Raw genomic sequence first — 24,253 nt, 5'->3', positions numbered from 1 at the left:
CCATGGCGCTGATCGTCCTGGCCTCCGCGAGCGGCTCGCCCGGCGTCTCCACCACCGCGCTCGGGCTCACCCTCAACTGGCACCGCCCCGTCCTCCTGGTCGACGCCGACCCGACCGGATCGTCCGCGGTGTTCGCCGGCTACTTCCACGGCACCCAGGAGCCAACCGGCGGGCTGATCAACCTCGCGCTGTCCCTGCGCGAGGGGACGCTGGCCGACGCCCTGCCCCGCGAGACGCTGCTGCTGGACCCTGAGGCGCCGGCCGAGCGGTCGGCGTGGTTCCTGCCCGGCATCCGGGCCCACGAGCAGGCCCCCAGCCTGCTGCCGCTGTGGGATCCGCTCATCGAGCAGCTGCGGGCGCTGGAGAGCAACGGCCAAGACGTCATCGTCGACGCCGGCCGGCTCGGCCTCGCCGGATGGCCCCAGCCGCTCATCGCGGCTGCCGACCTGACCCTGCTCGTCACCCGCAACTCTCTGCCGGCACTGGCCGGTGCGACCAGCTGGGCCAAGACCCTGCGGGCCCAGTTCGCCGCGGTCGGTGGCCTCTCCCGCCTCGGAGTCCTCCTCGTCGACGAGGACCGCCGCTGGCCCACGGTGCCCACCGGAGCCCGAGTCCGGCCCTACACCGCACGCCACATCGCCAAGGCCCTGCAGATCCCCGTGGTCTCCTCGGTCGACTGGGAGCCCGAAGCCGCGGAGGTCTACTCCCACGGCGCCCGCAAGCCCCGCAAGTTCGAGTCCTCCGGCCTGCTGCGCGGCTACCGGGCCAGCGCCGCGGCCATCCAGTCCATCCTCGCCGCCAACCAAGCCGCCCTCGCCCCCACGAACGGAGGCCGAGCATGAGCACCAACGGCACCAACGGACACCAGCCCGGGACCAACGGCCGCGACCCGCTGCGCGCCGACGAGTGGCTCGAGGCACGTCACGCCGCGACCAGCGACCGCACCTCACCATTCGCCCGCGGCCGCAACATCCAGCCGCCCCCGCCCCCGCCGGCCACGGAGGACCACGACCCGACCTCGCTGCCGATCTTCGCCTCCGCCTGGACCAGCGAGGAGCAGCTGCCGGGGCGGGCTCGGTCGGAGTTCAGCCTGCGGCCTCTCGTCGCGCATACCCCGGAGGAGCACCACCACACCCAGGGAGCGGAGGGCGAGGTCGAGCTGGACTGGGAGCTGATCGCGCAGTACCGCGCCGAGATCTCCTCGCGCCTGACCGCCCGGCTCGACAAGGAAGGCGGCCGCGTCACCGAGGAGGACCGCGAGCAGATGGGCCTCGACGTGATCGAGGAGCTCATCAAGTCCGAGGCCGAAACGCTCGTCTCCACCGGCCGCCCGGCGTGGACCAAGGACCAGGAGAAGGCACTCAAGACCGCCCTCAAGGCCGCGCTGTTCGGCCTGGGGCGGCTGCAGCCGCTGGTCGAGCGCACGGACGTGGAGAACATCATCGTCATCGCCCGCGGCCCGGTGGTCTCGGTGTGGCTCGAGCTGGTCGACGGCACCCTGGTCGAGGCTGACCCGATCGCCGACTCCGAGGACGAGCTGCGCGAGTTCCTCGCCGACCTCGGCTCTCGGCAGAACCGGCCCTTCACTGAGGCCCGTCCGCACCTGGACCTTCGGCTGCCCGGGGGAGCGCGGCTCGCGGCCGGCTCCTGGGTGATGGCCTACACCTCGGTGGTGATCCGCCGCCACGGCATGCGCGAGGTGTCGATGGACGAGATGGTCTACGACCGCAAGGCCTGCGGCGCGGTGCTGGCCGACTTCCTCGCCGCCTGCGTGCGAGCCGGCAAGAGCATCGTCGTCTCGGGCGTCCAGGGCTCGGGTAAGACCACCTGGGTCCGCGCCCTGTGCTCGTGCATCCCGCCGTGGGAGATGATCGGCACCTTCGAGACCGAGTTCGAGCTGCACCTGCACGAGCTGGTCGACCGGCACAAGATCGTCCATGCCTGGGAGCATCGGCCCGGCTCCGGTGAGGTCGGCCTCGACGGCCGCCAGGCCGGTGAGTTCAGCCTCGAGGAGGCCATCCACCACTCCTTCCGGTTCAACCTCGCTCGCCAGATCGTCGGCGAGGTCCGCGGCCCGGAGGTCTGGAACATGCTCAAGGCGATGGAGTCCGGCCCGGGCTCGATCAGCACCACCCACGCCCGCAGCGCCGAGCACACCATCGAGAAGCTCGTCTCCTGTGCGATGGAGAAGGGCCCGCAGGTCACCCGCGAGCTGGCGATCAGCAAGCTGGCCGCCGCGATCGACATCGTGATGTACCTGCGCTCGGAGGTCGTCCCGAACGACGACGGCACCTTCCGCAAGCAGCGTTGGGTCGAGGAGGTCCTGGTCGTCCAGCCCAGCATCGACGCGGCCCGCGGGTACGCGACCACCCCGATCTTCGCCCCCAACCAGCTCGGCCATGCCGTGGCCACCGGGAAGCTCGACAACTTCCTCGCCCAGGAGCTGGCGCGGCACGGGTTCGACCTCGAGGCGTACAAGGCCGAGTCCCAGGCCAACCCGGGGGTGGCCACGTCATGAGCACCACATCGTCGGCGTTCCTGCCCGCGGTCTTCGGCGCCTGCATCGTCATCGGCCTGATCGGCATGGCCTACGCGCTGATCCCGGCGCCTCCTAAGCCGCCGCGGCCCGTGCGGACCGTCACGCCGTTCGGCCGGCTGGGCAGCAGGTTCGGCCGGCTCGACCGCCGTATTCGGCTGCTGGTGGTCGGCGGCGCCGTGACCGGTCTCCTGGTGGCGCTGGTGACCGGCTGGGTGATCGCGATCGTGCTCGTGCCGGCCGCGATCGTCGGTATCCCGGTGCTGCTGACGCCCCCGCCGGCGGCCGCGAGCATCGAGAAGCTCGAGGCGCTCGAGGAGTGGACCCGTTCCCTGTCGGGCAAGTTGACCGCCGGCCAGTCCCTGCGCTCTGCGCTCATCAAGTCGCTGCAGTCGACGCCGGAGCCGATCGAGCGCGAGGTCGGGCTGATGGTCTCCCGGCTGTGGAACAACACCTCCTCCACCGAGGACGTGCTGCGCGCCTTCGCCGAGGACCTCAGCGACTCCACCGGCGATGTCGTGGTCAGCCAGTTGATCCTCGCCGCCAGCGGCCGCGGTCAGGCGGGTCTGTCGAAGGCTTTGGACGCCCTCGCTGAGACCGTCGCGGCCGATGTGCGCGCACGTCGCCAGATCGCCGCCGATCAGGCCAAGCCCCGCACCACTGCACGCACCGTCACCGTGATCACCCTCGGTGTGCTGGGCATCCTCGCGTTCACCGGCGACTACATCGAGCCGTACGGCACCCCGCTGGGGCAGGTCGTGCTCGCGGTTCTGCTGGCGGCCTACGTGGCGACGCTGCTGTGGATGCGCCGGATGGCTGTCGCCAAGCCGCTCCCGCGGTTCCTCGACCTCGACGCCCGCACCGCGCACCGCGCCGCCCAGCGCACAGCATCGGGCGAGAAGGAAGGAGCGCTCGCATGACCGGGCTGCAGATTGCGCTCGCCAGCGGCACGCTCCTCGGGCTGGCCCTCGCTCTGCTCGTGTGGCGTCTCGCTCCGTCGGACCCTGATCTGGTCGACGCGCTGGACCGTCTCTCGCCGGACCACGTCGTGTCGCGCCGCTCCGCCGGCCTCGACGACGCCGGCGCCGACGCCGGATCGGCGGTCGACCGGATCGGCTTGTGGGCGATGAAGAACCTGCCCGGGGGAGCCTGGGCGCACACGCCGCGCAAGGACCTGGCCATCCTGCAGATCAGCGAGGCCCGGTTCTACGGCGAGAAGGTCGTCTGGGCGATGCTCGGCCTGATCATGCCGCCGCTGCTGGCCGGTTTCTTCACGATGATCGGGCTCCCGCTGCCGTTCGCGATCCCCACGCTCGGCTCGCTGGCCCTGGCCGTCCTGTTCTGGTTCATGCCCAACTACAACGCCACCGACGAGGCCAAGAAGGCGCGCATCGAGTTCAACCGCGCCCTCGGCGCCTACATCGACATGGTCGCCACCGGCGTCCGCGACGGCTCCAGCGGCCAGCAGGCGCTGCGCTCGGCCGCCGAGGTCGGCGACACGTGGGTGTTCAAGCGGATCGAGAGCGAGCTGCGCCGCGCCCGCTACATGACGCGAGCACCGTGGGACTCCCTGCACGGCCTGGCGGACGAGCTCGGCGTCCCCGAGCTCGACGACCTCGCCGACATCATGCAGCAGTCCGGCCAGGACGGAGCGCAGATCTACAACAACCTCCGCGCCCGGGCCGCTGCCCTCCGCTCGGCGATGCTCAGCGCCGAGCTCGGCAAGGCCAACGCGGCCTCCGAGCGCATGTACATCCCCGCCAGCCTGCTCGGCATCGTCTTCATGGCGATCCTCGTCACCCCCTCGATGCTCCGATTCGCCACCTGACGCCCCTAACACCGACCCCACCCACCGGCACGGGTCGCCCAAGACCGCAAACCGAACGACCAAGGAAGGAACAACCCGATGTTGAAGCTCTTCATCGCCCTCCAGCTCGCGGTGCTCACCGTGCGCGATGCCCTCGAGGACCGGGCCCGGATTCAGCGCGACGAGCGCGGCTCCGTCACGATTCAGGAGGTGCTCTGGGCAGTGGCGGCCATCGCCATCGTCGGCATCGTCGTCGCCGCCATCAGGGCCTTCGTGACCAGCGAGTCCGGCAAGATCAAGTAGGCCGGAGCCAGTTCGTCATGTCCGCCACCTCTCAGCGCCGTCGCCGGGACGAGCGCGGGTCGGTGACCATCCAGATGGTCTTCTTGATGCCCGCCCTCTTCCTGCTGATGTTCCTCGGCCTCCAGGGCGCGCTGTACTACCACGCGAAGCAGGTAGCGCTCGCGGCCGCGCAGGAGGGCGCCCGCGAGGCGGGCAGCGAGACCGGCACCCGAGAGTCCGGTCTGGCAACGGCGAACACCTTCCTCAACCATGCCGGCGGCTCCGACGTGATGACGTCGACCAGCGTCTCGGGGTCACGCACTACGACCACCGCCACGATCACGGTCACGGGCAAGTCCCTGAGCGTGATTCCGGGGTGGCACGTCACGGTCTCCCAGAGCGCCAGCGTGCCGGTCGAGAGGCTCACCGAATGACCAGCCAACTCCACGGGTGGACCCGGTGGCGGCGCAGGCGCCGGGACGAGCGAGGATCGGTGGCGATCGAGGCCGCGATCGGCGTCCCGGCGTTCGGCCTGTTCATCGCGATGATCATCCTCGGCGGCCGCGTGGAGATCGCCAAGCAGTCGGTGGAGGCAGCCGCCTACGAAGCAGCTCGCGCCGCCTCGATCGAGCGGACGCAGAGCGAGGCGATCAGCTCCGGCAAGTCCGCGGCCACCAGCAGCCTGCACGACCAGGGCCTGCAGTGCGCGACGACCAGCGTCACGGTCAACGCCGCCGCGTTCAACGCGCCACTGGGCACCACCGCTCAAGTGACCGCAACGGTGACCTGCAAGGTCGACGTCGCCGACCTTGCCATCCCCGGTGTGCCGGGGACCAGGACGATCACCGCGACCGCCAGCAGCCCCGTCGATGCCTACCGGGAGCGCCGATGATCAGCCAGCTGTGCCGCCTCCTGGCGGGTCGCACCCGTGACGAGCGGGGCTCCATCAGCGTGTGGTTCGCCACCGCCTCGTTCGCGATGATCATCCTCGTCGGGATGGCCGTCGACCTCGGCGGCAAGGTCCACACCCAGCAGCAGGCCCGCAGCGCCGCCGCCCAGGCCGCCCGCACCGGCGCCCAGGAGGTCCAGGGCTCGACCGCCGTGCGCGGCGAGGACCTCCGCGTCGACATCAACGCCGCCAAGGCGGCCGCGATGGACTACCTCCACGCCGCCGGCGTGGAAGGCAACGCGCGCGTCGTCGACGGCGACACCCTGATCGTGACCACCACCGACACCTACACCAGCAAGTTCCTCGGGATCATCGGCCTGGACACCATGCAGGTCACCGGGGAGGCGTCTGCGCGGCTCATCCGCGCCGAAGGAGGCATCGAAAGATGACCACGCCCACCCACTCCACTCTGGGCCAGCGGCTCACCGGCCTCGCGGCCTCGGTCGCCGTGCTCGGCATCCTCGTCGGGCTCCCTGCCCTGTTCGTCGCCATCGGCGCCAGCCCGATCCCCGACCAGGTCCCGACCCTGGACAGCATCAAGGACGCGCTCTTGGCGCCCGACGACGGCACCCTCGTGCTCGGCCTGTTCAAGGTGATCGGCTGGGCCGCGTGGGCCTTCATGGCGCTCAGCCTCGTCGTGGAGGCCATCGCGCGGCTCCGCAACATCCAGGCACCCCAGCTGCCGGGCCTCCGGCTCCCGCAGGCCGGCGCCCGCAACCTGATCGGGCTCGCGGCCCTGTTGTTCATCGCCGCACCCATCGCGACGCAGGCAGCCACCGCCGCTCCGGCCGCTGCCGCCCCGGCCGCGGTGGGTCATGTCCACGCCAGCGCCGTCGACCAGGCGCCCGCTCCGCAGGGCGTCACGGTCGAGACGAAGCAGGAGCGCCAGGCGCCCAAGACCGTCGACCACGCCGTGAAGCCGGGGGAGAGCCTCTGGTCGATCGCCGCGGACCACTTCGGCGACGGAGCCAGGTACAAGGAGATCGCCGAGCTCAACCGCGACCTGCTCGGCACGCAGCCGAACTTCCTCGAGCCCGGCTGGGTGCTCAAGCTCCCCGCGCACCAGGTCAAGGACGCCCCCGCACACCAGTACGGCGTCCAGGCCGGCGACACCCTCAGCGAGATCGCACACGAGCAGCTCGGCGACGCCGACCGGTGGCCGGAGATCTACCAGGCGTCGGCCGGCATCGCCCAGCCCGGCGGAGTGCAGCTGACCGACCCCGACGTCATCGACGTCGGCTGGACCCTCAACATCCCCGGCGCCGAAGACCAGCAGCAGCCACGTGAGGTCGAGCCCGAAGACCCCGCCAGCCCCGAGGACCAGCAGCCCGTCGACCCGCCGGCCGAGGAGAAGCCGCCGGTCGTCCAGGAGCCCGACGTGCCTGAGGTGTCAGAGACTGCGGCGCCTGAGACTGAGGCGCCCGAGGTCGCGCCGCCCCAGGCCGCGGAGCCGGCGGCGGCCGCTGCCGATGTCGACCAGGTCGACGACAGCGACGACTCGATCCTTGAGGCACCCTGGGTCCTCGCCGGTCTCACCGGCGGGGGCGTGCTGCTGTCCGGGGCCCTGCTGATGGCCCTGCGCTCGCGCCGACGCGCCGCGTTCCGCAACCGGCCGCCCGGCCGTGCGATCGCCGCCCCGTCGCCGGAGTTCGCGCCGGTGGAGATGACCCTGAACGCCACCGGCGCCGCCGCGGCCGCCACCGTGGAGTTCGCCGACGAGGCGCTGCGTCGCCTCGCGGCCGCCGTCGGCGCCCAGGGCACCACGATGCCGCCCCTCGCCGCGGTGGAGCTCGGGCACGGCAAGCTGACCCTGCACCTCAGCGCCCCGGCCACCGTCCCCGCGCCCTGGGTGGGCAGCCCCGACCAGACCCACTGGCACGTCACCACGGACACCGACGTCGACCAGCTCGGTCCCGACACCGACAACGTCGAGCCGCCCTACCCGCTGCTGGCCACCATCGGGATGAGCGACACCGGCGAGACGTGGCTGCTGAACTGCGAGGAGCTGTCGACCCTCACCATCAGCGGAGACCCCACCTACGGTCGCGACTTCGCCCGCCACCTCGCCGCCCAGCTGGCCGTGAACCCCTGGTCGCGGCGGGTGCAGGTCGACTGCATCGGCGTGGCCGAGGAGACCGTCGCCATGGACGAGCGGATCAGCTTCTACCCGACCGGAGCAGCCGGGTCGCCGGCAACCGCGGAGATCCTCGCGGCCGCGGTCACCACCGTCGACCGGGCCAAGCGCCACGACACCGACGTTTCCACGGCCCGCACCGGCAGCGTCGACGACGACACCTGGCCGGCCCGGATGCTCCTGGTCGACGCTGCAGCCGGTGATCCAGAGGACATCGAGCAGCTGCTGCAACTGGTCAACGACCACGTCGGGCAGTCGGCAACCTCCATCGTCGTCGCTGGCGAACGCCCCAACACCCCGGGCGCGGTGCTGCACATGACCAACACCGGCCGCGTCGTCCTCGAGCACGCCGGCCTCAACCTCATCGCCGTCGGACTCACCAGCGACGAGGCCCGCGGCTGCGCCCTGGTCTACGCCCAGAGCGAGACCCCGGAGTACGTCGACACCCCGGTGGACGAGACCGCCACCGACGGTTGGGAGGCCTACACCGACTCCTCCGGGGCGCTGCGCCGCGAGTACACGCTGCCGCGCAACACCCCCGAGGACGCCGTCGACGAGCCGATGTCCTCCCTCCTCGAGGGTCAGGACGAGGAGTACATCCGCGAGAGCGCGATCGTGCAGGAGGACCTCGAGGCGCTCGCGCCCAAGGTGCCGGCTCACGTTCGCGCCGAGGTCGAGGAGAAGGACCCCGACCTGGACCAGGACGTCGCCGACTGGTTCTCACCCAGTTGCGACCGGCCCCGGCTCACCCTGCTCGGTCCGGTCGCAGCCCGGGCCTACGGCAAGGCGCTGGCCAAGCGCAAGCCGTACTTCACCGAGCTGCTGGCGTTCCTCGCGCTGCACCGCAAGCACGGCGCTTCCCGCGAGCAGATCCGCGAGGCGTTCTCGATCTCCGACGGCAAGGTGCGCGACTACACCAACATCGTCCGCGACTGGCTCAGCACCAACCCTCGAACCGGCGAGGACCACCTTCCCTACGCTGACAAGGCACCGGCCGCGAGGGTCACCGGCGTCAACGTCTACCAGGTCGACGACGGCCTGCTCGTCGACCTGGACCTGTTCCTCCGGCTCCGCAAGCGCGGCCAGGCCCGAGGGGGCGCCGAAGGCGTCGCGGACCTGTGCACCGCGCTCGAGCTGGTCGGGGAGGCCCAGCCGTTCAGCCAGCTGCGCGAGGAGGGATGGTCCTGGCTGGCCAACGAGCCCGACCGCGTCGACCTCATGGCCGCCGGGTGGATCGCCGACGTCGCGCTCATCGTCGTCACCGAGGCACTTGCGGCCGGCGACCTGGTCAAGGCCCGCTCTGCGGCCTACGTCGCCAACCGGGCCGATCCCGACGGCGAGAGCACCCGCCTGTGCCTGGCGCATGTCATGAAGGCCGAGGGCGACCAGCTCGAGGCCGACCGGATCCTCCGCGAGGAGATCTGCAACCGCAGCGACGACGGTGATGCGCCTATGGAACTGTCGGAGCGCACGAAGACCATCATCCGTACGCACGGCTGGCTCGCGAGCTGACTCGGGAAGGGAGCGCCAGCGCATGACAACGTTCGATCAGGAGCTCACCGGCCGCTACGTCGCGGCCGGCGGAGACCGTCCCGACCCGGACGCCCGCCGTATCGCCCGGGCCGTGTTCGTGCGAGACACCATCCGGACCCTCTACAACGCCGACAAGAAGTTCGGCATCGACCCGGCCGACAACGGCTCGCTCGCCGAGCTTGTCGACGCCGCAGAAGAGCACCTCGAGCACATCGCCAACGACGTCAGCAGATCAGTCACGACGCTGCCCAACACAGGAGGAGACACCGCATGAGGAAGCACCACTCCGTACTCGGGGGAGTGGCCCTCGCGCTCGCCTTGGCCCTCAGCGGTTGCGGCGGCGACGACACTGACCCCGAGGTCAAGGAGACCCCCAGCGAGTCGCCCTCGCCGACGCCCACCAGCACGCCGACCCCGATGACCCCGGAGGAGAAGGCCGCGGCCCAGCTGGAGGCCTACCTCGAGGTGAGAGACATCGCCTACCGAAAGCGGACGATCGACTTCAAGACTCTGAACCCGGTCGCGACCGGCGATGAGTTCCTGCAGCTGCAGCACGCGGTGGCGAGCATGAGCCTGAAAAAGGTCACGGTCGAGGGCGAGTACACGCACACGCTCGACGAACCGCGGAACCGGGGGAAGGAGATGCTGATAATCGACTGCGAGGACCGCACGGGCGTGACGTGGAAGAACGATGGGGCGGTTCGGCAGCCCGATTTCACTGATCCGAAGGGGAAGCCGCTTCGCAACCCGGCGCCGGTGGAGTACACGCTGGTGAAGGACAAGGGCGTGTGGAAGGTCTCCGACTCGGACCTGCTCTGGGACCAGCCATGCTGAGGCGCGTCGTAGCGCTCATCGTTGCGTTGGCGGGATCGGTCGTAATCGTGTTCGCAACCGCGTCGATCGCCAGCGCTGACTGCGTGGCAGATCCGGTCACCGGCGAGGTTCACTGCGAAGAGGGCGAGGGTGGCAACAACGGCGGCGGCAACGGGAACACCGGCGGCTCGTCGACCTGCAAGTACGACGGGAAGGAGATCCCGTGCACGGGCCCGGGCGGGTCGGTCTGGAGCAGCAAGTATGCGTGCTGGATCGGCGAGCGCGGTCCGGACGCCATGGTCCCCCCGGATGGTCAGACCAAGGAGGACGGGTGGTGGCATGTCTGCTACTTCCCGCCGCCGGGCTCATCGTGGGAGTACATGTGGATCGAGGCCGGCGAGGTTGGAATCGACCCGGTGGTCCTCGCCGAGCGTGCGATCGCCTCGATGGACCTGGACCCGATCGAGATCGGCATCGTTCCCGAGTCCGGCGCGAACCGTGCCGGCCTGGTCGGCTTGCCGGTGTGGATGTGGGTCGACAGCCCGACTGAGGACACGTTCGGTCCGATCACCCGCTCCGCCAGCGAGGGATCGGTTTCGGTGAGCGCGACGGCCAGCGTCTCCAACATCGTGTGGAACATGGGCGACGGCACCAAGGTGACCTGCACGGGCAAGGGCACGCCGTACGCAGATCACTACGGGAAGCAGCCCTCGCCGACCTGCGGCCACCGCTACGCGAAGATGTCGTCGGACCAGCCCGACGGCGCCTACCAGGTCACCGCCACGAGCCACTGGGTGGTGGAGTGGACCGGCGGCGGCCAGTCCGGAACCATCGAGTTCGACCTGACCACCGACCCGCTGCCCATCCGCATCGGGGAGGCCCAGGTGCTCACGCAGTGATGGGCGTAGACGTGGAGAACGTGTGGGCGCGGCTCACTGTGCTGCCGAGCATGCCGCCCCGGATGGGCCTGTTCACGAGCCTGTCCGAGTGGCTGAACCGGGGGATCGACCCGCGGCCGCAGATGTACGACATGGCCCCCACCTGGCGGGCCTTCAAGGCCGGCCTGCTCCAGCCCGGGAACCCGGTTCAGTACCCCCGGCTGACCGGGTGGGCGCTGGACGTCGGCCGAGCTCGTGACGTCAGGATCATCGAGGCCCCGGAAGGTCGGTTCGTCGCCGAGCCCCCGGTCGTCGTGGAGGGCGAGCTCGTCGACGACCACCCGGCGGCGTGGATCGAGCGCCTGGCCAGAGACGGCGAGGCGATCGTCGCGGTGGGGGAGCAGGGACCGGATGCGTTCTCGAGCTTCGCCGAGTGGAGCGGGACCTGGCACATGGGCGTCATCACCGTGGCGACTTACATGAGTCCACGAGGGGTCGGCGTCACCCCGTAGAGTACCGATCACAAGAAGCAGGTCCCCGTCCTCGAGCAGGACGGGGACCTGTTTTGTTCCCCCGGCCGTGGTCTGCTGCTGGACGCGAAAGAGCCCCAGGCGTCTCGGGTCACCTGGGGCTCTTGGGCCAAGTAGAGCACGCACCCTGCGGGCGGCGCCGGGGAATCGGAAATCGCGGGCAGGGTCTCTGCGGCCCGGGCCGCGAGGCCGACGCCGAGGCCGCGACAGCCTCCCGCGCCCGGTCGATCGCCGCCCGCAATCGGGGCGCGCAAGGAGGTCGGCCGAAACTTCTTGAACTTTCGGGGGGACGCCCTCTGACCTGCGGAAACGCGCGTCCCCCCTCAGCGTCCCCCCTCCAAATCAGGGCTTTGGGGGGACGGATGCGGGGACGCCCGCTCGCGACCTTTCTGCCGTGCTCAGCCACGGACGAAAGGAGCGAGTGCGATGAGTGTGGGCGACCAGCTCGGCCTCGACGACAACAGCGAACTGCTCGACCAGGCCCGCCAGAAGTGGCCGGCCTGGGTGGCAGCGGATCCCCGGCTCGGGGTCGTCGAGAAGTTCGACGACCTGCGTGCCTGGCTGCCCTCGGTGGACAGCTCAGCCTCTGACGAAGTCCTCCTGGCGCTGGCCATGCTCGCGGCCCCCGACGGCGGTGACGACATCGCCGCGGCGGCCGCGCTCGCCAAGTGCCTGCTGCCCGGTGCGTGCCGGCTCGCCGGCTGGCTGAGCACCCTGCCTCCCCGCGAGGTCTTCCGGGACAGCCAGCCCGTCGCCGCCGGCTCCTGGTCAGCCGTCGAGCGGATCGACGAGCTCGTGGCCTCCCAGCTGTGGATCGAGGTGCGGACCTTCAAGTGGCGCCGTCTGCGCAAGGTCGCCGCGAACATCCTGATCAACACCCGGGTCGGGGTGCTCCGCGAGGTCGGCGACTTCTTCCACGTCTCCCGCGCAGACCGCACCTGGGCGAACACCACCCTCGTCGAGTCGTTCTCGACCGGCGACCTGGACGCCTCGGACGGGGCAGCGTGGAGCAAGGGCGAGCTGCCGACCGAGCCGGTCGCCGGCGCACTGTTCCACCGGCCCGAGATCCTCGCCGACGCCGGTCCCGAGCAGGAGGAGCCGTCGGCCACCGAGGAGCTGCTGGAGCTGCTGGCGTGGGCCTGCGAGAACCAGGTGATCAGCGCGGCCGACCGCTACCTGCTGCTGTGCCTGGTCGACGAAGCCGACCGGATCGAGACCCGCAACCTGACCCGCGGCTACGGCGGCCTACTCAGCAACGAGGTGTCCAGCCGCGTCGCACCCCGCATCGGGGTCTCGGAGGCAACCGTCCGTCGCCACGGATCGCGCACCGTGCGCGCCCTCGCCGCGGCCGCTCCGAGGAAGTTCGGCCATGACGAATGAGCGCAATCGTGATCGCTCCCACCGCCCCGCGACACATAGGCGACTGGAGGTGGTGAAGCCCATGACAAACACCCAGGACGCCGGCGAGAGCCGGACGCCGGAGCAGATCGCCCAGCTGCACGAGGTGCAGGCCGCCAAGGCCCAGCTGGCCAGCCTCACCCCGGCTGAGGTTCGCGCCGCGCTCGAGTACCGCCGCGGCGGCATCGGGGAGGCCCAGTGAGCACCCAGACCTCGAGCCGCCCGGTCGGCGTCGACGAGCTCAAGCGGGCCTGGAACGCGGTGAGCGCCGGCGAGTTCCGGACCGGCCCGGGCGCCGGCAAGGGACCCCGCGGCCGCGGCACCGCTGCCGCCGACAACTGGACCCCGTCCGCCGGCGAGCACACCATCGCCGTGATCGGCTGCGCCGGTTCGGTCGGGGCCAGCACCGTCGCCCTGGCCGCCGGCCTGGCGGCCGCCAGCCCGGTGCGGGTCATCGAGTGCTGCTCGGTCACCGCATCCGGTCTCGCCGCGGCCAGCACCGCCGAGCTCGGCCTGCACCCGACCGACTGGCGCCAGGGCAAGCGCGACCACGTCCTGCTCGAGCGCGCCAGCGAGGTCCTCGCCGGCGTCGACGAGGTCCCGCTGCCCACCGACGCCGAGCACGAGACCCAGCTGACCATCCTCGACATTGGCTGGGAGGCCGGCCAACTGCTGGCCACCGACTGCTGGCTCGCCGAGGCCGTCCGCACCGCCGACCAGATCGTCCTGGTGACCACCGCCACCGTCCCCGGGATGCGCCGCGCCTCAGTCGCGCTCGAGCTGCTGGCCAACCACTGGCAGCCCGAGCAGATCACCCTCGCCGTACGCGGTCCGCGCCGCAAAAAGTGGCCCCGGGGCCTCGAGCACGCCGGCGGCCCCGCCGTACGGCGCGCCCTGGTCGCAGACCGGTGCGTGGAGATCCCCGAGGACCGCGAGCTCGCGGTCAACGGCCTGGACTCCCGGCCCGTCCCGGCCCCCCTGATCTCGGCAGCCCGCCAACTGCTCGAGCCCGCACACCTGCCCACCACCGACACAAGCGAAAGCGCCTGACCCACCGGGGGTCAGCAACCCAGAAAGGAAGTCCACCCATGGACGTCATGACCGCTGTTCTCCCGATGGCCGCCCAGGTCTGCCCGAAGGCACCCCCGGGTGCTGTCGGACCCACCAACGAGATCACCAGCTACGTGCTGTGGGGCGTCATCGTCCTGTTCGGTCTCGGCATCATCATCGCCATCGGCGCGATCATCGCCGGCCGAGTGTTCTCCCTGCCGCACGCCTCCAAGGTCGGCGTGATCTCGGTGGTCGTCGTGTTCGCCTGCGCGATCGCCTACCTGGTCCTGCCCGGCATGCTCAACGGGATCCTCGGCAAGGGCTGCATCTGATGCGGCGCGCAGCCACGAAGAAGGCCGAGGCCACCACCGAGTGGGGCCGGCGCCGGCTGCTCGGCGCCGCCGCCGCCGTCGCCGTGGCTGTGCTCCTGCTGGTCGGCCTCGTCTACGCGGTGTACCTGGCGATCGCCGGTATCGGGGACGAGGCGAACGCGAACACCGGCGTGGCCACCGGCGAGACCGACCACTCGACGGTGGCCCGCGGTGCCGCACACCGCGACGACATCGCGGCCGAGCCGATGCTCAGCGTTCCGGAGAGTGCGGCCTTCCCCCCTGCAGATCCTGGGACCGCCAGCACCAAGGCCCCGGAGATCAAGATCCCGGCCGGCGCCGGCGTCAACGGACCCGCTTTCGTGATGACTGGGTTCCCGCAGACCCCCGAGGGCGCGATCGGACAGCTCGCCCAGATCGACCTCGCGGTGCTGCAGTCGATGAGCCTGACCACCGCCGAGGAGGTCTACAACGCCTGGGCGCTGCCCGGCGGCGTCCGCGCGGAGGACTGGTGGATCACCGCCAGCGTCCGGGCCTTCCTGTCCAGCACCGGCATGGGCGAGGTCAAGGACCCCAGCGCCTCGGTCTCCCTCGAGCCGGCCGGCGCGCTGATCAAGGGAACCGACGGCCCCGACTGGGCCACCGTCTGCGTGCTGATGAAGGTCAGCGCGACCTACAAGTCCGAGGGCCAGATCGCCTTCGCGCACTGCGAGCGCATGCAGTGGGTCGGCGGCCGCTGGATGGTCGCCCCCGGCACTCCGCCGGCACCCGCACCCGCCACCTGGCCCGGCACCCAGCTGGCCCACGAGGCCGGCTGGCGCACCTGGTCCACCGACCACACCACCGAACCCACCAACCCCGGCGACCACGAAGGGGAGCACTGAGATGCGCAACGAGATGAGCGACCGAATCAACGGCCCGATGGGGGAGTCCCGCACCACCTTGCTGCGTGTGGGCGTCCTGGTGGTGATCGCCGCCCTGGTGGCCACCGCCGTGTGGCTCGGAGCTCGAGGACGCGCCGACGACAACGGCGGGACCGACACCGCCTCCGGCGGCTCGAGCCAGTCCAAGGGGCAGAACGTCTCGGTCGAGCAGGTGGCCCCGGACACCGCTCCCGCGGACGGCGTGGTGATCCCGACCGGCGCCGAGGTGGTCGACGGCCACCCCGTCCGGTTCCCGGCCACGGACCTCGGTGCGGTCGCGCTGCAGGTCGAGGTCGCCAAGGCACAGCTCGGGTTCGACTACGACCAGGCCGCCGCCGTGGCCGGCCTGTACGCCGCCCCCGAGGACAAGGCGGTCTTCGAGCAGCGGGCCCGCGACGCCGTCGCGCTGCGCCGCCAGCAGGCCGGCGTCCCGAAGGAGGGCGACGTCCCGCCGCCCGCGTCGTACGCCGTGACACCGATCGCCTACACCCTCGAAGAGCTCGCCGCTGACGACGGGGGCTACTACGCGGTGAACCTGCTCAGCTACGTCACCCTCACCACCGCCAACGGCAAGGTCAGCGATCGCCTCTACGCCGGCACCCAGCTGATGCGCTGGACCGAGGTCGACGGAGTAGGGGACTGGCGCCTGGTCCAGGGCAGCGATGAGGACATCGACCACCTGGTCTCCACCGGCCAGCCACAGGCGGTCGCGCCGGGCACCCCGGAGTACAAGCAGGCCGGCTGGATCCCGATCAACGGAGCGCCCCAGTGACCGCCGCTGTCGTCGACCGAGTGACCAGGCTGGGCCACGTCGCTCGAGCCGCGCTGGCCGTCCTCGTCCTCACCACGCTCCTGGGTGCCGCCACCGCGCTGCAGCCGCCCGCCGCGGCCGCGGCCAGCGAGCCGGCCGCCAGCTCGGCGAACCTCGCCCCGGTCGCGACGACCGGCCAGCTGCCGGCCCGCAACGTCAAGATGGGCTGCCCCGGGCCCGACGCGCTGTGCGACCTCGGCGGCGACGCCGTCGACTGCGCCAAGGACCCGATCGATTGCGGCAAGGACGCCGCCGACGACGTCAAGAACGGCGCTGGCAATGTGCTCGACGGCGCGGGCAACGTGGTCGACGGCGCCGGCGATCTGCTCCCGGACGGCTGCGGGATCCTCGACGCGATCTGCGGCAACATCGGCGGACTGCCCGGGCTTCCGGGCGTCCCCGGCCTGCCCGGAATCCCCGGTCTGCCCAACGTCGGCGACCTCTTCGGCGGTGGCATCCCCGGGCTGGGCGACATTCCCAACCCGTTCGAGGCCATCGGCGACGTCATCGCCAAGGCCGCGGCCGACGCCTGGACCGCGGCCATGCTCGCGATCTGGAACTCCGGCCTGTTCGTGCTGCGCATCGTGCTCACGTTCAGCGAGCTGTTCTTGACCCCCGACCTGAGCGCCGACGGACCGGGCAAGGACGTCTACGCCTTCACCCTGTGGCTGGCGCTGGCCCTGGTGGTCATCTTGGCGATGATCCAGCTCGGCGCCGCGGCCTTCAAACGCGAGGGCAAGAGCCTTGCTCGGGCGTTCATCGGCGCCGGCCAGTTCGTCGTGGTCTGCGCCTGCTGGTTCGGCTACTGCGTGATGATCGTCGCCGCCTGCGGCGCCATCACCAAGGCGCTGATGAAGTCGCTGCTCAAGGTGCAGACCTGGCCCGACTGGGACCCGCTCGGGGGACTCGGCATCGACGACATCACCGACGCCGGCGTGGCCACCGCGCTGGCCTTCCTCGGGATCTTCCTGTGGCTGGCAGCGATCGGGCACGTCCTGGTCTACCTCGCCCGCGCCGCGTCGCTGCTGGTGCTGACCGCCACCGGCCCGCTCTCGGCGGCCGGGCTGGTCTCCGACTTCACCCGCTCCTGGTTCTGGAAGTCGCTGCGCTGGTTCCACGCCGCGGCGTTCACCCCGGTGCTGATGGTGATGGTCCTGGGCATCGGCGTGCAGTTCGCCGACGGCGTCGCGGCGCACCTGGCCGAGGACGCGGCCAAGGCGTTCGGCACCGCGCTGCCGGCAGTGATGACGATCCTGATCAGCGTCGTGGCGCCGCTGGCGCTGTTCAAGCTCCTGGCCTTCGTCGACCCGGGCACCCCCAGCGGAGCGTCGTTCCGCCAGGGCATGGCAATTCAGGGCGGCCTCCAAGGCCTGCTCGGCGGCGGTGCCGCCGGCGGAGGCTCCTCGGCCGCGTCGACCACGGACGCCAACGGCCGGTCTTCGGGTGAGCAGAGCGCCGAGGCCTCGACCGGTGACCGGTTCAACAAGTCGACCCAGGGCCTCCTCGGCAGCTTCGGCCCGGTCGGCCAGGCGCTGTCGACCGGCATGGGCTGGATCAACTCCGCCGGCGCCAAGGCGACCTCGCTGATGTCGGACGAGACCAACCAGGCCGGCGTCGGGCAGAGCACCTACGGCCCGGACTTCAGCGGCATGGGAGGCCGCCAGTCCGGCGGCCAGTCCGGCGACCAGAGCAGCGGAACACACCCCGGTTCGCAGAGCGGCGGGGACCCCAGTGACACGGACCCGCAGATGCCGACTCCGCCCATGCCGCCTGCTCCGCCGACACCTCCGACGCTGCCCACCGGCGGTGCACCTGGTGGCGGCTCGGGTGGCGGCCAGGGCGGCGCCGGTGGAGCCGGAGCAGCTCCCAAGACCCCAGCCGCCGGTGGCGGTGGGGGAGCGGCGGGCGGCGCCGGTGGTGCCGGCGCGGCCGCCGGCGGAATCCCCCCGGTGGCGGTGTAGCGATGCGCCGCCCGATCCGCCTCACCCCCCTGCCGACCAACCCCGACCTCACTGACATCCAGATTGACCCGGAAGGAAGCCGACGATGACCATCTACGCCGACTACCAGCGCGACCGCATCGGCTGGTTCTTCGGCCTCTCCGGAGGCCAACTGATGTTCCTGGCGCTGGCCAGCCTGCCGGCGTTCTGGGCGATCAGCCGCGGGGCGTGGTTCTCCGCGTTCCTGTTCGCCCTGGTCTGGCTGTTCCTGCTGGCCATCACCGTCATCCCGGTCCGGGGCCGCTCGGCCACCGGCTGGGTGTTCGCCTCGACGGCGTACGCCGTGGGTGGGCTGCTGGGCTGGACCTCGTTCAGGGCCAAGGCCACCCAGGGCCGCGGCGATGACCTCGACACCCCGGACCTACCCGGGGTGCTGCAGGGGGTCCAGATCCACGACGGCCCGCCGCACGGCTCGCAGCTGCAGCGCGTCGCGGTGATCCAGGACCACGCCACCAAGACGTGGGCGGTCACCGCCGCGATCGTGCACCCCGGCATCGGCATGAAGGACGTCGAGGAGCGCAACCGCTACGGCGAGGCGCTCGCCGGCCTGCTCGACGTCGCCGGGCGCACCGAGAAGGTCGACGAGATCCTCTTCATGGTTCGCACCGTCCCCGAGGACGGTGCCGAGCGCGATCTGTGGGTCACCAAGCACCGCCGCGCCAACGCCCCGGAGCTGGCCGAGGTCGTCAACAGCGACCTGGCCCACGGCCTCACCCAGGCGTCGGTGCGCACCGAGACGTTCGTGACGATCGTCGTCCCCGAGACCCGGATCGCCCGGTCGGCCAAGGAGTCCGGCGGCGGCTTCGAGGGACGCTGTCGCGAGATCTACCTGCTCATGGCCGAGATCGAGGCACAGCTGCGCGGCCCGATGGGCATGACCTCGGTCCGGTGGCTCACCTCGCCCGAGCTGGCGCTTGCCTGCCGGACCGGGTTCGCCCCCGGCGATCGCGCCGGCATCGTCGAGGCCCTGGCGATGCGGGAGAAGGAGCCGGGCGTGAACGCCGACGTCCCGTGGGCGATGGCCGGCCCGTCCGGTGCCGACGCCACGGTGCGGCACTACAGCCACGACGCCTGGAACTCGATCAGCGCCACCATCAAGCTGCCGACCCGCGGTGTGGCGATGGGCGCACTCGCGCCGATCCTCACCCCGAGCGAGTCCGGCGAGCGGCGCTCGTTCGTTGTCGCCTACCCGATCGTGTCCCAGTCCAAGGCCGACCGGCAGTCGGGCAACGCCGAGTGGGCCGCCGACCTGGCCGAGGGCATGAACGAGAAGCTCGGCCGCAAGACCCGCGCCAAGCAGCGCGACGAGGCCCACAAGGCCCGCGGACTGGACGCCAAGCTGGCCCGCGGCAACTCGCTGACCCGCCCCTACGCGGTGTGCACGGTCACGGTTCCCAAGACGCTGCGGATCACGGAGTTCGGCCGACGCCTGGACGCATCGGTCCGCCGCGCCGGGTTCGCGCCGCTGCGCCTCGACCTCGCCCAGGACACGGGGTTCGCCGCCTCGACCATCCCGCTCGGAACGAGCCTGACCCGGAGCGGAGACGCCTGATGACCACCTCTCGCCGCAACCGCCGCAACCGCCGCGGCGGCCGCGACATGGCCGCCCTGCTGTCGGACTTCGGTCACGACCTGCCCACGATCCCCGCCCTCGAGCCCGAGGCCAGGGAGCCCCGGATCTTCAAGTACACCCCGCGCCGCGGCGCAGCTCGTGGCGGCCGCGGCTGGGCGGCCGCCACGGCGCCGGCGTCGGCCTGGTGCATGACCAGCGACCAGGCGCCGGTGTTCTGGCCGTTCGTCTCCGCGCCCGCCCTGCCTCCGACCGGCGCGCAGATGGGCGTCGACCAGCTCTCGGGCGGCTCGTTCTACTGCGACCCGTTCGGGTGGGTGCTGCGCGATGACGTGCCGGCGACCAACCCCAACATCTTTCAGTTCGCCAAGCCCGGCAGTGGCAAGTCCGGCACCACCAAGGCGTTCTGCACCCGGATGATGCCCTTCGGCTACCGCACCCTGGTCACCGGCGACGTCAAGGACGAGTACGAGTCCCTGTGCCGCGCGCTCGGGGTCGAGCCCTTCGTCATCGCCCCCGGTTTCTGGGCCCGGGTCAACCCGCTGGACATGGGCCCGCTCGGCGACGGCTGGAAGGACCTCTCCGCCGAGGAACAGCAGCGCCGCGCCACGATCATCTTCAAGCGCTGGCTGGTCCTGGTCCGCGGCCTCGTCGGATCCATGAAGATCGACGACGAGCGCCGGGTCCCGTTCGGTCCCGACGAGAGCGACGTCGTTCGCAACGCACTGCAGATCCTCACCGGCTACGCCGCCGGCAACACCGTCCTCAAGGAGACGACCATCCCGCGTCTGTGGGACCTGCTGCGCAAACCCACCGAGGAGCTCGTCCGGGCCTGCGAGTACGCGAACACCCGCGTGTTCCTCGACGACACCCGGCTGCTGCGCAACGCACTCGGCGAGCTGGTCACCGGCACCCTGGCCGGCCTCTTCGACGACTTCACCAACATCGAGGTCGACTGGCGCGCCCCGATCCAGTCGTTCAGCCTCTCCCGGCTCGACGGCCTGGGCGATGAGGCGGTCGGCATCGCGCTGCTGTGCATGAACTCCTGGGGCCGCGGCCTGCGGGAGATCGCCGAGCCCGGCGACCTGCGCATCGTCGTGCGCGACGAGGTCTGGAAGCAGATGCGTCTCGGAACCGCCGCGGTGGCCAGCTTCGACGCCGACCTGCGGCTCTCCCGCGGCATGGCCGGCAAGGGCGGCGACATCCAGTTCTGCAACCTCCACAAGCCCTCCGACCTGCTCTCGGTCGGCGACGCCGACTCCCAGGCCGCGATGATCGCCAAGGACCTCCTCGAGCTGGCCGACATCAAGATCCTCGGCGCGCAGAAGCCGCGCGTCGCCCGCGAGCTCGACTCGATGCTCGGGCTCGGCCCGATCGCCCAGGACCTCGTCTCCGGGTGGGCGATGCAGGACAAGGGCCGCGCGCTGTGGTGCATCGGCGACGCCACCTACAAGGTCCAGACCGTGCTGCATCCGCTGGAGAAGAAGCTCTACTACACCAACGAGGCCATCGAGACAGCGGCCTGAGCCGTCCGGGACTGACCTGTCGTGAAGAAGCTGCTGCTCGCCGGACTGCCGGTCCTGATCGTCTTCATGGGGCTGCCGTTCGTCGTGACCCTGATGGTCGTCATGACCACCACGGCGGCCGCCGAGTGTCGTACCCAGACCACCCAGTCAGCACCCACCCAGCTCGGCAACCTCGGTGCCATCGACGGCCCCGTGGGCGGCCCCGTCAAGGGCAAGATCACCATGGCCCAGGCCAACATCCCGCGCCGCTCCGGCCTCGACGGGTTCCGGGCCTCCATGCCCAAGGTGCTGTCCAAGAACCCCGACTTCGTCACCCTGAACGAGGCCGGCGGCTGGAGCCTTGCCCAGATCGAGGCGGCAGCCCCGGGCTACGACGCCTTCCGAGTGTCGACACCGTCGGAGTCCGGTGCCGGTGCCGAGCAGGCCATGGGCAACGTCGTGCTCTGGAAGCGGTCGACCTGGACCAAGGCCAACGGCGGCCGCGTCCAGCTCGTCGACGACGACAAGACCTTCTACGACGGTCGGCCGGTCACCTGGGACCGGTTCGCGACCTGGGTGATCCTCGAACGCGCCGACGGCCACGGTGGTCGAGAGGTGGTGTCGGTGGTCTCCACCCACCACATGACCAACCCGCACCGCTGGCCGAAGCAGCACGGCAACCCGCCGCTGACCCGCCCCCAGCAGTACGGCGCCGGGATGGACATCCTGCTGCAGCTGCGCAACTCGCTCGCCGCGCACGGCCCGGTGCTCGTCGGTGGCGACATGAACACCCAGGCCTCCTACACCGACCTGCCGTGGGCGGCCGCGGCGAAGATGAAGGGCGCCGGCTACGCCTGGCACAACCACGGCGTCGACTTCATCTTCTTCCCCCAGCACCAGGGCGTCCGGCTCGAGCAGGGCTGGGACGGGACCATGGTGTCGGACCACCACTGGCTCTCCGCGCGCATCGCCATGAACGGCGCCGGCCCCGAGAGCGCCCCCGAGCCCGCGGCCACCACCGACGGTGTCGTGAACGTTGCCCACACCTCGAGGACGTCCGCCGAGCCGCCGGCCGGCGACGTACTCGCCCAGCTGATGCGGCTGCGGTTCGCCTCTGGCTACCCGACCATGACGAGCGAGCAGGCCCGCAACGCGATCACCATCGCCCAGGTCGCCCGCGACCTCCAGATTCCCCGCCGCGGCCTGCAGATCGCGATCGCCACGGCGATCCAGGAGTCCAAGCTGGTCAACCTGAACAGCGGCGACCGTGACTCCCTCGGCCTGTTCCAGCAGCGCCCGTCCACTGGGTGGGGGAGCCGAGCCGAGATCACCAACCCGGTGCTCGCCGCCCGCGCGTTCTTCGGCGAGGCCCAGCACACCGGGAACCCGGGCCTGCTCGACATCCCCGGCTGGCAGAACATGACCCTCACCCGGGCCGCGCAGGCCGTGCAGCGCTCCGGGTTCCCCGACGCCTACGCGCAGTGGGAGGACGTCGCCGGCGACATCACCGGCCTGCTCGGTGGCGACCTGCCCGACCTTCCCGACGACGGCTCCACCACGAACGTGGCCAACTGCCAGGGCGACACCGTCAACCCGATCACCGTCGGCACCCTCAACCTGCTCGGAGCCGGCCACACCGATCAGGCCGGCGAGCGGCCGGGCTACGACACCTGGGACAAGCGACTGCCCGGCGCCATGCGGACCATCGAGAACGCCGGCGTCTCGATCGCCGGCCTCCAGGAGGTCCACCCGCCCCAGGCCAAGGCCCTGGCCGACCAGTACGCCGCCAAGTGGGGCATGTACCCGGCCACCGGGAAGGCCCAGAACCGGGTGGTCTGGGACCGCAACGAGTGGGAGCAGACCGACGCCCGTCTCGTGGACATCCCCTACTTCGGCGGCAAGGACACCGGCATGCCGCTGGTGCAGCTCACCGGCACACCGGGCGGCCCCAGCGCCGGGCAGGTGATCTGGGTCTGGAGCATCCACAACCCGGCCGACACCCAGGGGAACGCCGCGGGGCACCGCAAGGAGGCGCTCCGCCGCCAGCTGGCCACGATGACCGAGCTCTCCGGTACCGGCGTCCCGGCGGTGATCCTGGGTGACTTCAACGACGGCAAGGACGGCAACGACTCCTCGCATTGCGCCCTGACCCCTGAGCTGACGAACGCGTTCGGCGGGTCTGCCGAGCCCTGCAAGAAGCCCAAGCAGGACGCACCTATCGACCACGTCTACGGCACCAACCTCACCTGGGCCAGCGCCGAGGTCGACAACAGCACCAAGGCCAGCAAGCTCGCCGACCACCCGCTCGTGACCGCCACCACGGCCGGGAGCAGCGCCGGGTGCGCCGTCGCCACCGAGACCAACTACAACCTCGGGCCGGTCAAGCCCCAGCTGACCCAGCTGGTCAACATCCTCGGCCCCATGTTCGGCATCAAGACCGTCGGCGGCTACCGCGCGAGCGCCACCGACCCCAACGGCCACCCCGCCGGCCTCGCTGCCGACTTCATGGTCCCCCTCACGCCCGCCGGCAAGGCCCAAGGGGACGCGCTCGTGGCGTACGCCCAGGCCCACGCTCGTGAGCTCGGGATCGACTACATCATCTGGTACCAGCGCATCTGGTCGGTCGCGCGCGCCGACGAGGGCTGGCGGCGGATGGAGGACCGAGGCTCGGCCACCGCGAACCACATGGACCACCCGCACATCAACGTGCTGCCCGACGCCAAGGTCACCCCGATCGGGCTCGATGGCGCGTCCTGCGACGAGGTGGTCTACCCGGTTCCCGCGCAGTACATCGGAACGGACCGGAAGAACTGGCACGCCACCGGGCCCTACTGGTCCAACTGGCACACCGGGACCGACTTCTCCGCGCCTTGCGGCACGACGGTCTACGCCGCGCACGCGGGCACCATCGAGATCGACACCAGCCAGGGCTGGGCCGGCCCGCAGCTGGTCAAGGTCACCACCGGCCCCGGCTCGCTGACCACCTGGTACGCGCACATGCAGAGCGTCAGCGTCAGCCGCGGCCAGACGGTCGCCGCCGGCGAGCCGATCGGCCAGGTCGGCAAGGAGGGCAACGGGAGTGGCTGCCACCTCCACTTCGAGGTCCACCTCAAGAACGGCTCGATCTACGGCCCCGACAACGTCGACCCCTCGGCCTGGCTGGCTGAGAACGCCTCAAAGCCGACCCGCGCCGTGTGATCGCTGC

The 24,253-nt window shown here is 71.1% G+C and carries 23 protein-coding genes; all 23 read left to right on the top strand.

The window, feature by feature from the left end; translation table 11 throughout:
• The first annotated feature begins 2 nt into the window (after positions 1-2).
• The 23 genes from KU893_RS14040 (at position 3) to KU893_RS13930 (ending at position 24,246) form a co-directional block, all read left to right on the top strand.
• Complete coding sequence (locus KU893_RS14040; protein ID WP_218234996.1) at positions 3-842, top strand: MinD/ParA family ATP-binding protein; 840 nt, start codon at positions 3-5, stop codon at positions 840-842.
• Positions 839-2,518, top strand: coding sequence for a TadA family conjugal transfer-associated ATPase (locus tag KU893_RS14035; protein ID WP_218234995.1), 1,680 nt, complete (start codon positions 839-841; stop codon positions 2,516-2,518). The genes KU893_RS14040 and KU893_RS14035 overlap by 4 nt, the downstream gene beginning before the upstream one ends.
• Positions 2,515-3,456, top strand: coding sequence for a type II secretion system F family protein (locus KU893_RS14030; protein WP_218234994.1), 942 nt, complete (start codon positions 2,515-2,517; stop codon positions 3,454-3,456). Before KU893_RS14035 ends, KU893_RS14030 begins: the two co-directional genes overlap by 4 nt.
• Positions 3,453-4,364: a type II secretion system F family protein gene (locus KU893_RS14025; RefSeq protein ID WP_218234993.1), complete on the top strand. Its 912-nt coding sequence runs from the start codon at positions 3,453-3,455 to the stop codon at positions 4,362-4,364. The genes KU893_RS14030 and KU893_RS14025 overlap by 4 nt, the downstream gene beginning before the upstream one ends.
• Positions 4,365-4,442: 78 nt before the next feature.
• On the top strand, positions 4,443-4,646 hold the full coding sequence (locus tag KU893_RS14020) for a hypothetical protein (protein ID WP_218234992.1): 204 nt from the start codon (positions 4,443-4,445) through the stop codon (positions 4,644-4,646).
• A 17-nt stretch (positions 4,647-4,663) separates the two neighbouring features.
• Positions 4,664-5,059, top strand: coding sequence for a TadE/TadG family type IV pilus assembly protein (locus tag KU893_RS14015; protein ID WP_179530381.1), 396 nt, complete (start codon positions 4,664-4,666; stop codon positions 5,057-5,059).
• The gene (locus KU893_RS14010; protein ID WP_218234991.1) at positions 5,056-5,517 is read left to right on the top strand and encodes a TadE/TadG family type IV pilus assembly protein; all 462 of its coding nucleotides are present in this window, start codon (positions 5,056-5,058) and stop codon (positions 5,515-5,517) included. Before KU893_RS14015 ends, KU893_RS14010 begins: the two co-directional genes overlap by 4 nt.
• On the top strand, positions 5,514-5,963 hold the full coding sequence (locus KU893_RS14005) for a TadE/TadG family type IV pilus assembly protein (protein WP_218234990.1): 450 nt from the start codon (positions 5,514-5,516) through the stop codon (positions 5,961-5,963). Before KU893_RS14010 ends, KU893_RS14005 begins: the two co-directional genes overlap by 4 nt.
• Positions 5,960-9,220 carry a LysM peptidoglycan-binding domain-containing protein gene (locus tag KU893_RS14000; protein ID WP_218234989.1) on the top strand — a complete coding sequence of 1,087 codons (3,261 nt, stop codon included), beginning with the start codon at positions 5,960-5,962 and terminating at the stop codon, positions 9,218-9,220. The genes KU893_RS14005 and KU893_RS14000 overlap by 4 nt, the downstream gene beginning before the upstream one ends.
• Before the next feature lie 22 nt (positions 9,221-9,242).
• Complete coding sequence (locus KU893_RS13995) at positions 9,243-9,515, top strand: hypothetical protein (protein WP_218234988.1); 273 nt, start codon at positions 9,243-9,245, stop codon at positions 9,513-9,515.
• Positions 9,512-10,075 (top strand): hypothetical protein, encoded by a 564-nt coding sequence (locus KU893_RS13990; protein WP_218234987.1) that lies wholly within the window; start codon positions 9,512-9,514, stop codon positions 10,073-10,075. Before KU893_RS13995 ends, KU893_RS13990 begins: the two co-directional genes overlap by 4 nt.
• A gap of 83 nt (positions 10,076-10,158) precedes the next feature.
• The gene (locus tag KU893_RS13985) at positions 10,159-10,953 is read left to right on the top strand and encodes a hypothetical protein (protein WP_218234986.1); all 795 of its coding nucleotides are present in this window, start codon (positions 10,159-10,161) and stop codon (positions 10,951-10,953) included.
• Positions 10,953-11,444, top strand: coding sequence for a hypothetical protein (locus KU893_RS13980; RefSeq protein ID WP_218234985.1), 492 nt, complete (start codon positions 10,953-10,955; stop codon positions 11,442-11,444). The genes KU893_RS13985 and KU893_RS13980 overlap by 1 nt, the downstream gene beginning before the upstream one ends.
• Positions 11,445-11,888: 444 nt before the next feature.
• Complete coding sequence (locus tag KU893_RS13975) at positions 11,889-12,842, top strand: hypothetical protein (RefSeq protein ID WP_218234984.1); 954 nt, start codon at positions 11,889-11,891, stop codon at positions 12,840-12,842.
• Between the two features lie 61 nt (positions 12,843-12,903).
• Positions 12,904-13,062: a hypothetical protein gene (locus tag KU893_RS13970; protein WP_218234983.1), complete on the top strand. Its 159-nt coding sequence runs from the start codon at positions 12,904-12,906 to the stop codon at positions 13,060-13,062.
• On the top strand, positions 13,059-13,910 hold the full coding sequence (locus tag KU893_RS13965) for a P-loop NTPase family protein (RefSeq protein ID WP_218234982.1): 852 nt from the start codon (positions 13,059-13,061) through the stop codon (positions 13,908-13,910). Before KU893_RS13970 ends, KU893_RS13965 begins: the two co-directional genes overlap by 4 nt.
• Before the next feature lie 38 nt (positions 13,911-13,948).
• Entirely contained in the window at positions 13,949-14,242 is a 294-nt protein-coding gene (locus KU893_RS13960) for a hypothetical protein (RefSeq protein ID WP_203048687.1), read from the top strand.
• On the top strand, positions 14,242-15,123 hold the full coding sequence (locus KU893_RS13955; RefSeq protein ID WP_218234981.1) for a hypothetical protein: 882 nt from the start codon (positions 14,242-14,244) through the stop codon (positions 15,121-15,123). Before KU893_RS13960 ends, KU893_RS13955 begins: the two co-directional genes overlap by 1 nt.
• A gap of 13 nt (positions 15,124-15,136) precedes the next feature.
• On the top strand, positions 15,137-15,934 hold the full coding sequence (locus KU893_RS13950; protein WP_218234980.1) for a hypothetical protein: 798 nt from the start codon (positions 15,137-15,139) through the stop codon (positions 15,932-15,934).
• Positions 15,935-15,954: 20 nt separating this feature from the next.
• A complete protein-coding gene (locus KU893_RS13945; RefSeq protein WP_218234979.1) occupies positions 15,955-17,934 on the top strand; it encodes a type IV secretion system protein in 1,980 nt (659 codons plus the stop codon).
• 85 nt (positions 17,935-18,019) lie between these two features.
• Positions 18,020-19,525, top strand: a complete 1,506-nt coding sequence (locus KU893_RS13940; protein WP_218234978.1) for an SCO6880 family protein — start codon at positions 18,020-18,022, stop codon at positions 19,523-19,525.
• On the top strand, positions 19,525-21,069 hold the full coding sequence (locus KU893_RS13935) for a putative type IV secretion/conjugal transfer ATPase (RefSeq protein ID WP_218234977.1): 1,545 nt from the start codon (positions 19,525-19,527) through the stop codon (positions 21,067-21,069). The genes KU893_RS13940 and KU893_RS13935 overlap by 1 nt, the downstream gene beginning before the upstream one ends.
• 21 nt (positions 21,070-21,090) lie before the next feature.
• Positions 21,091-24,246, top strand: a complete 3,156-nt coding sequence (locus tag KU893_RS13930) for a VldE C-terminal domain-containing protein (protein WP_218234976.1) — start codon at positions 21,091-21,093, stop codon at positions 24,244-24,246.
• Positions 24,247-24,253 lie beyond the last annotated feature (7 nt).

Source organism: Nocardioides daeguensis, assembly GCF_019192965.1.
Taxonomy (GTDB): Bacteria; Actinomycetota; Actinomycetes; order Propionibacteriales; family Nocardioidaceae; genus Nocardioides; species Nocardioides daeguensis.
Note: the sequence above shows the minus strand (reverse complement) of the source record. Positions and strands in the feature narration are given on the sequence as shown.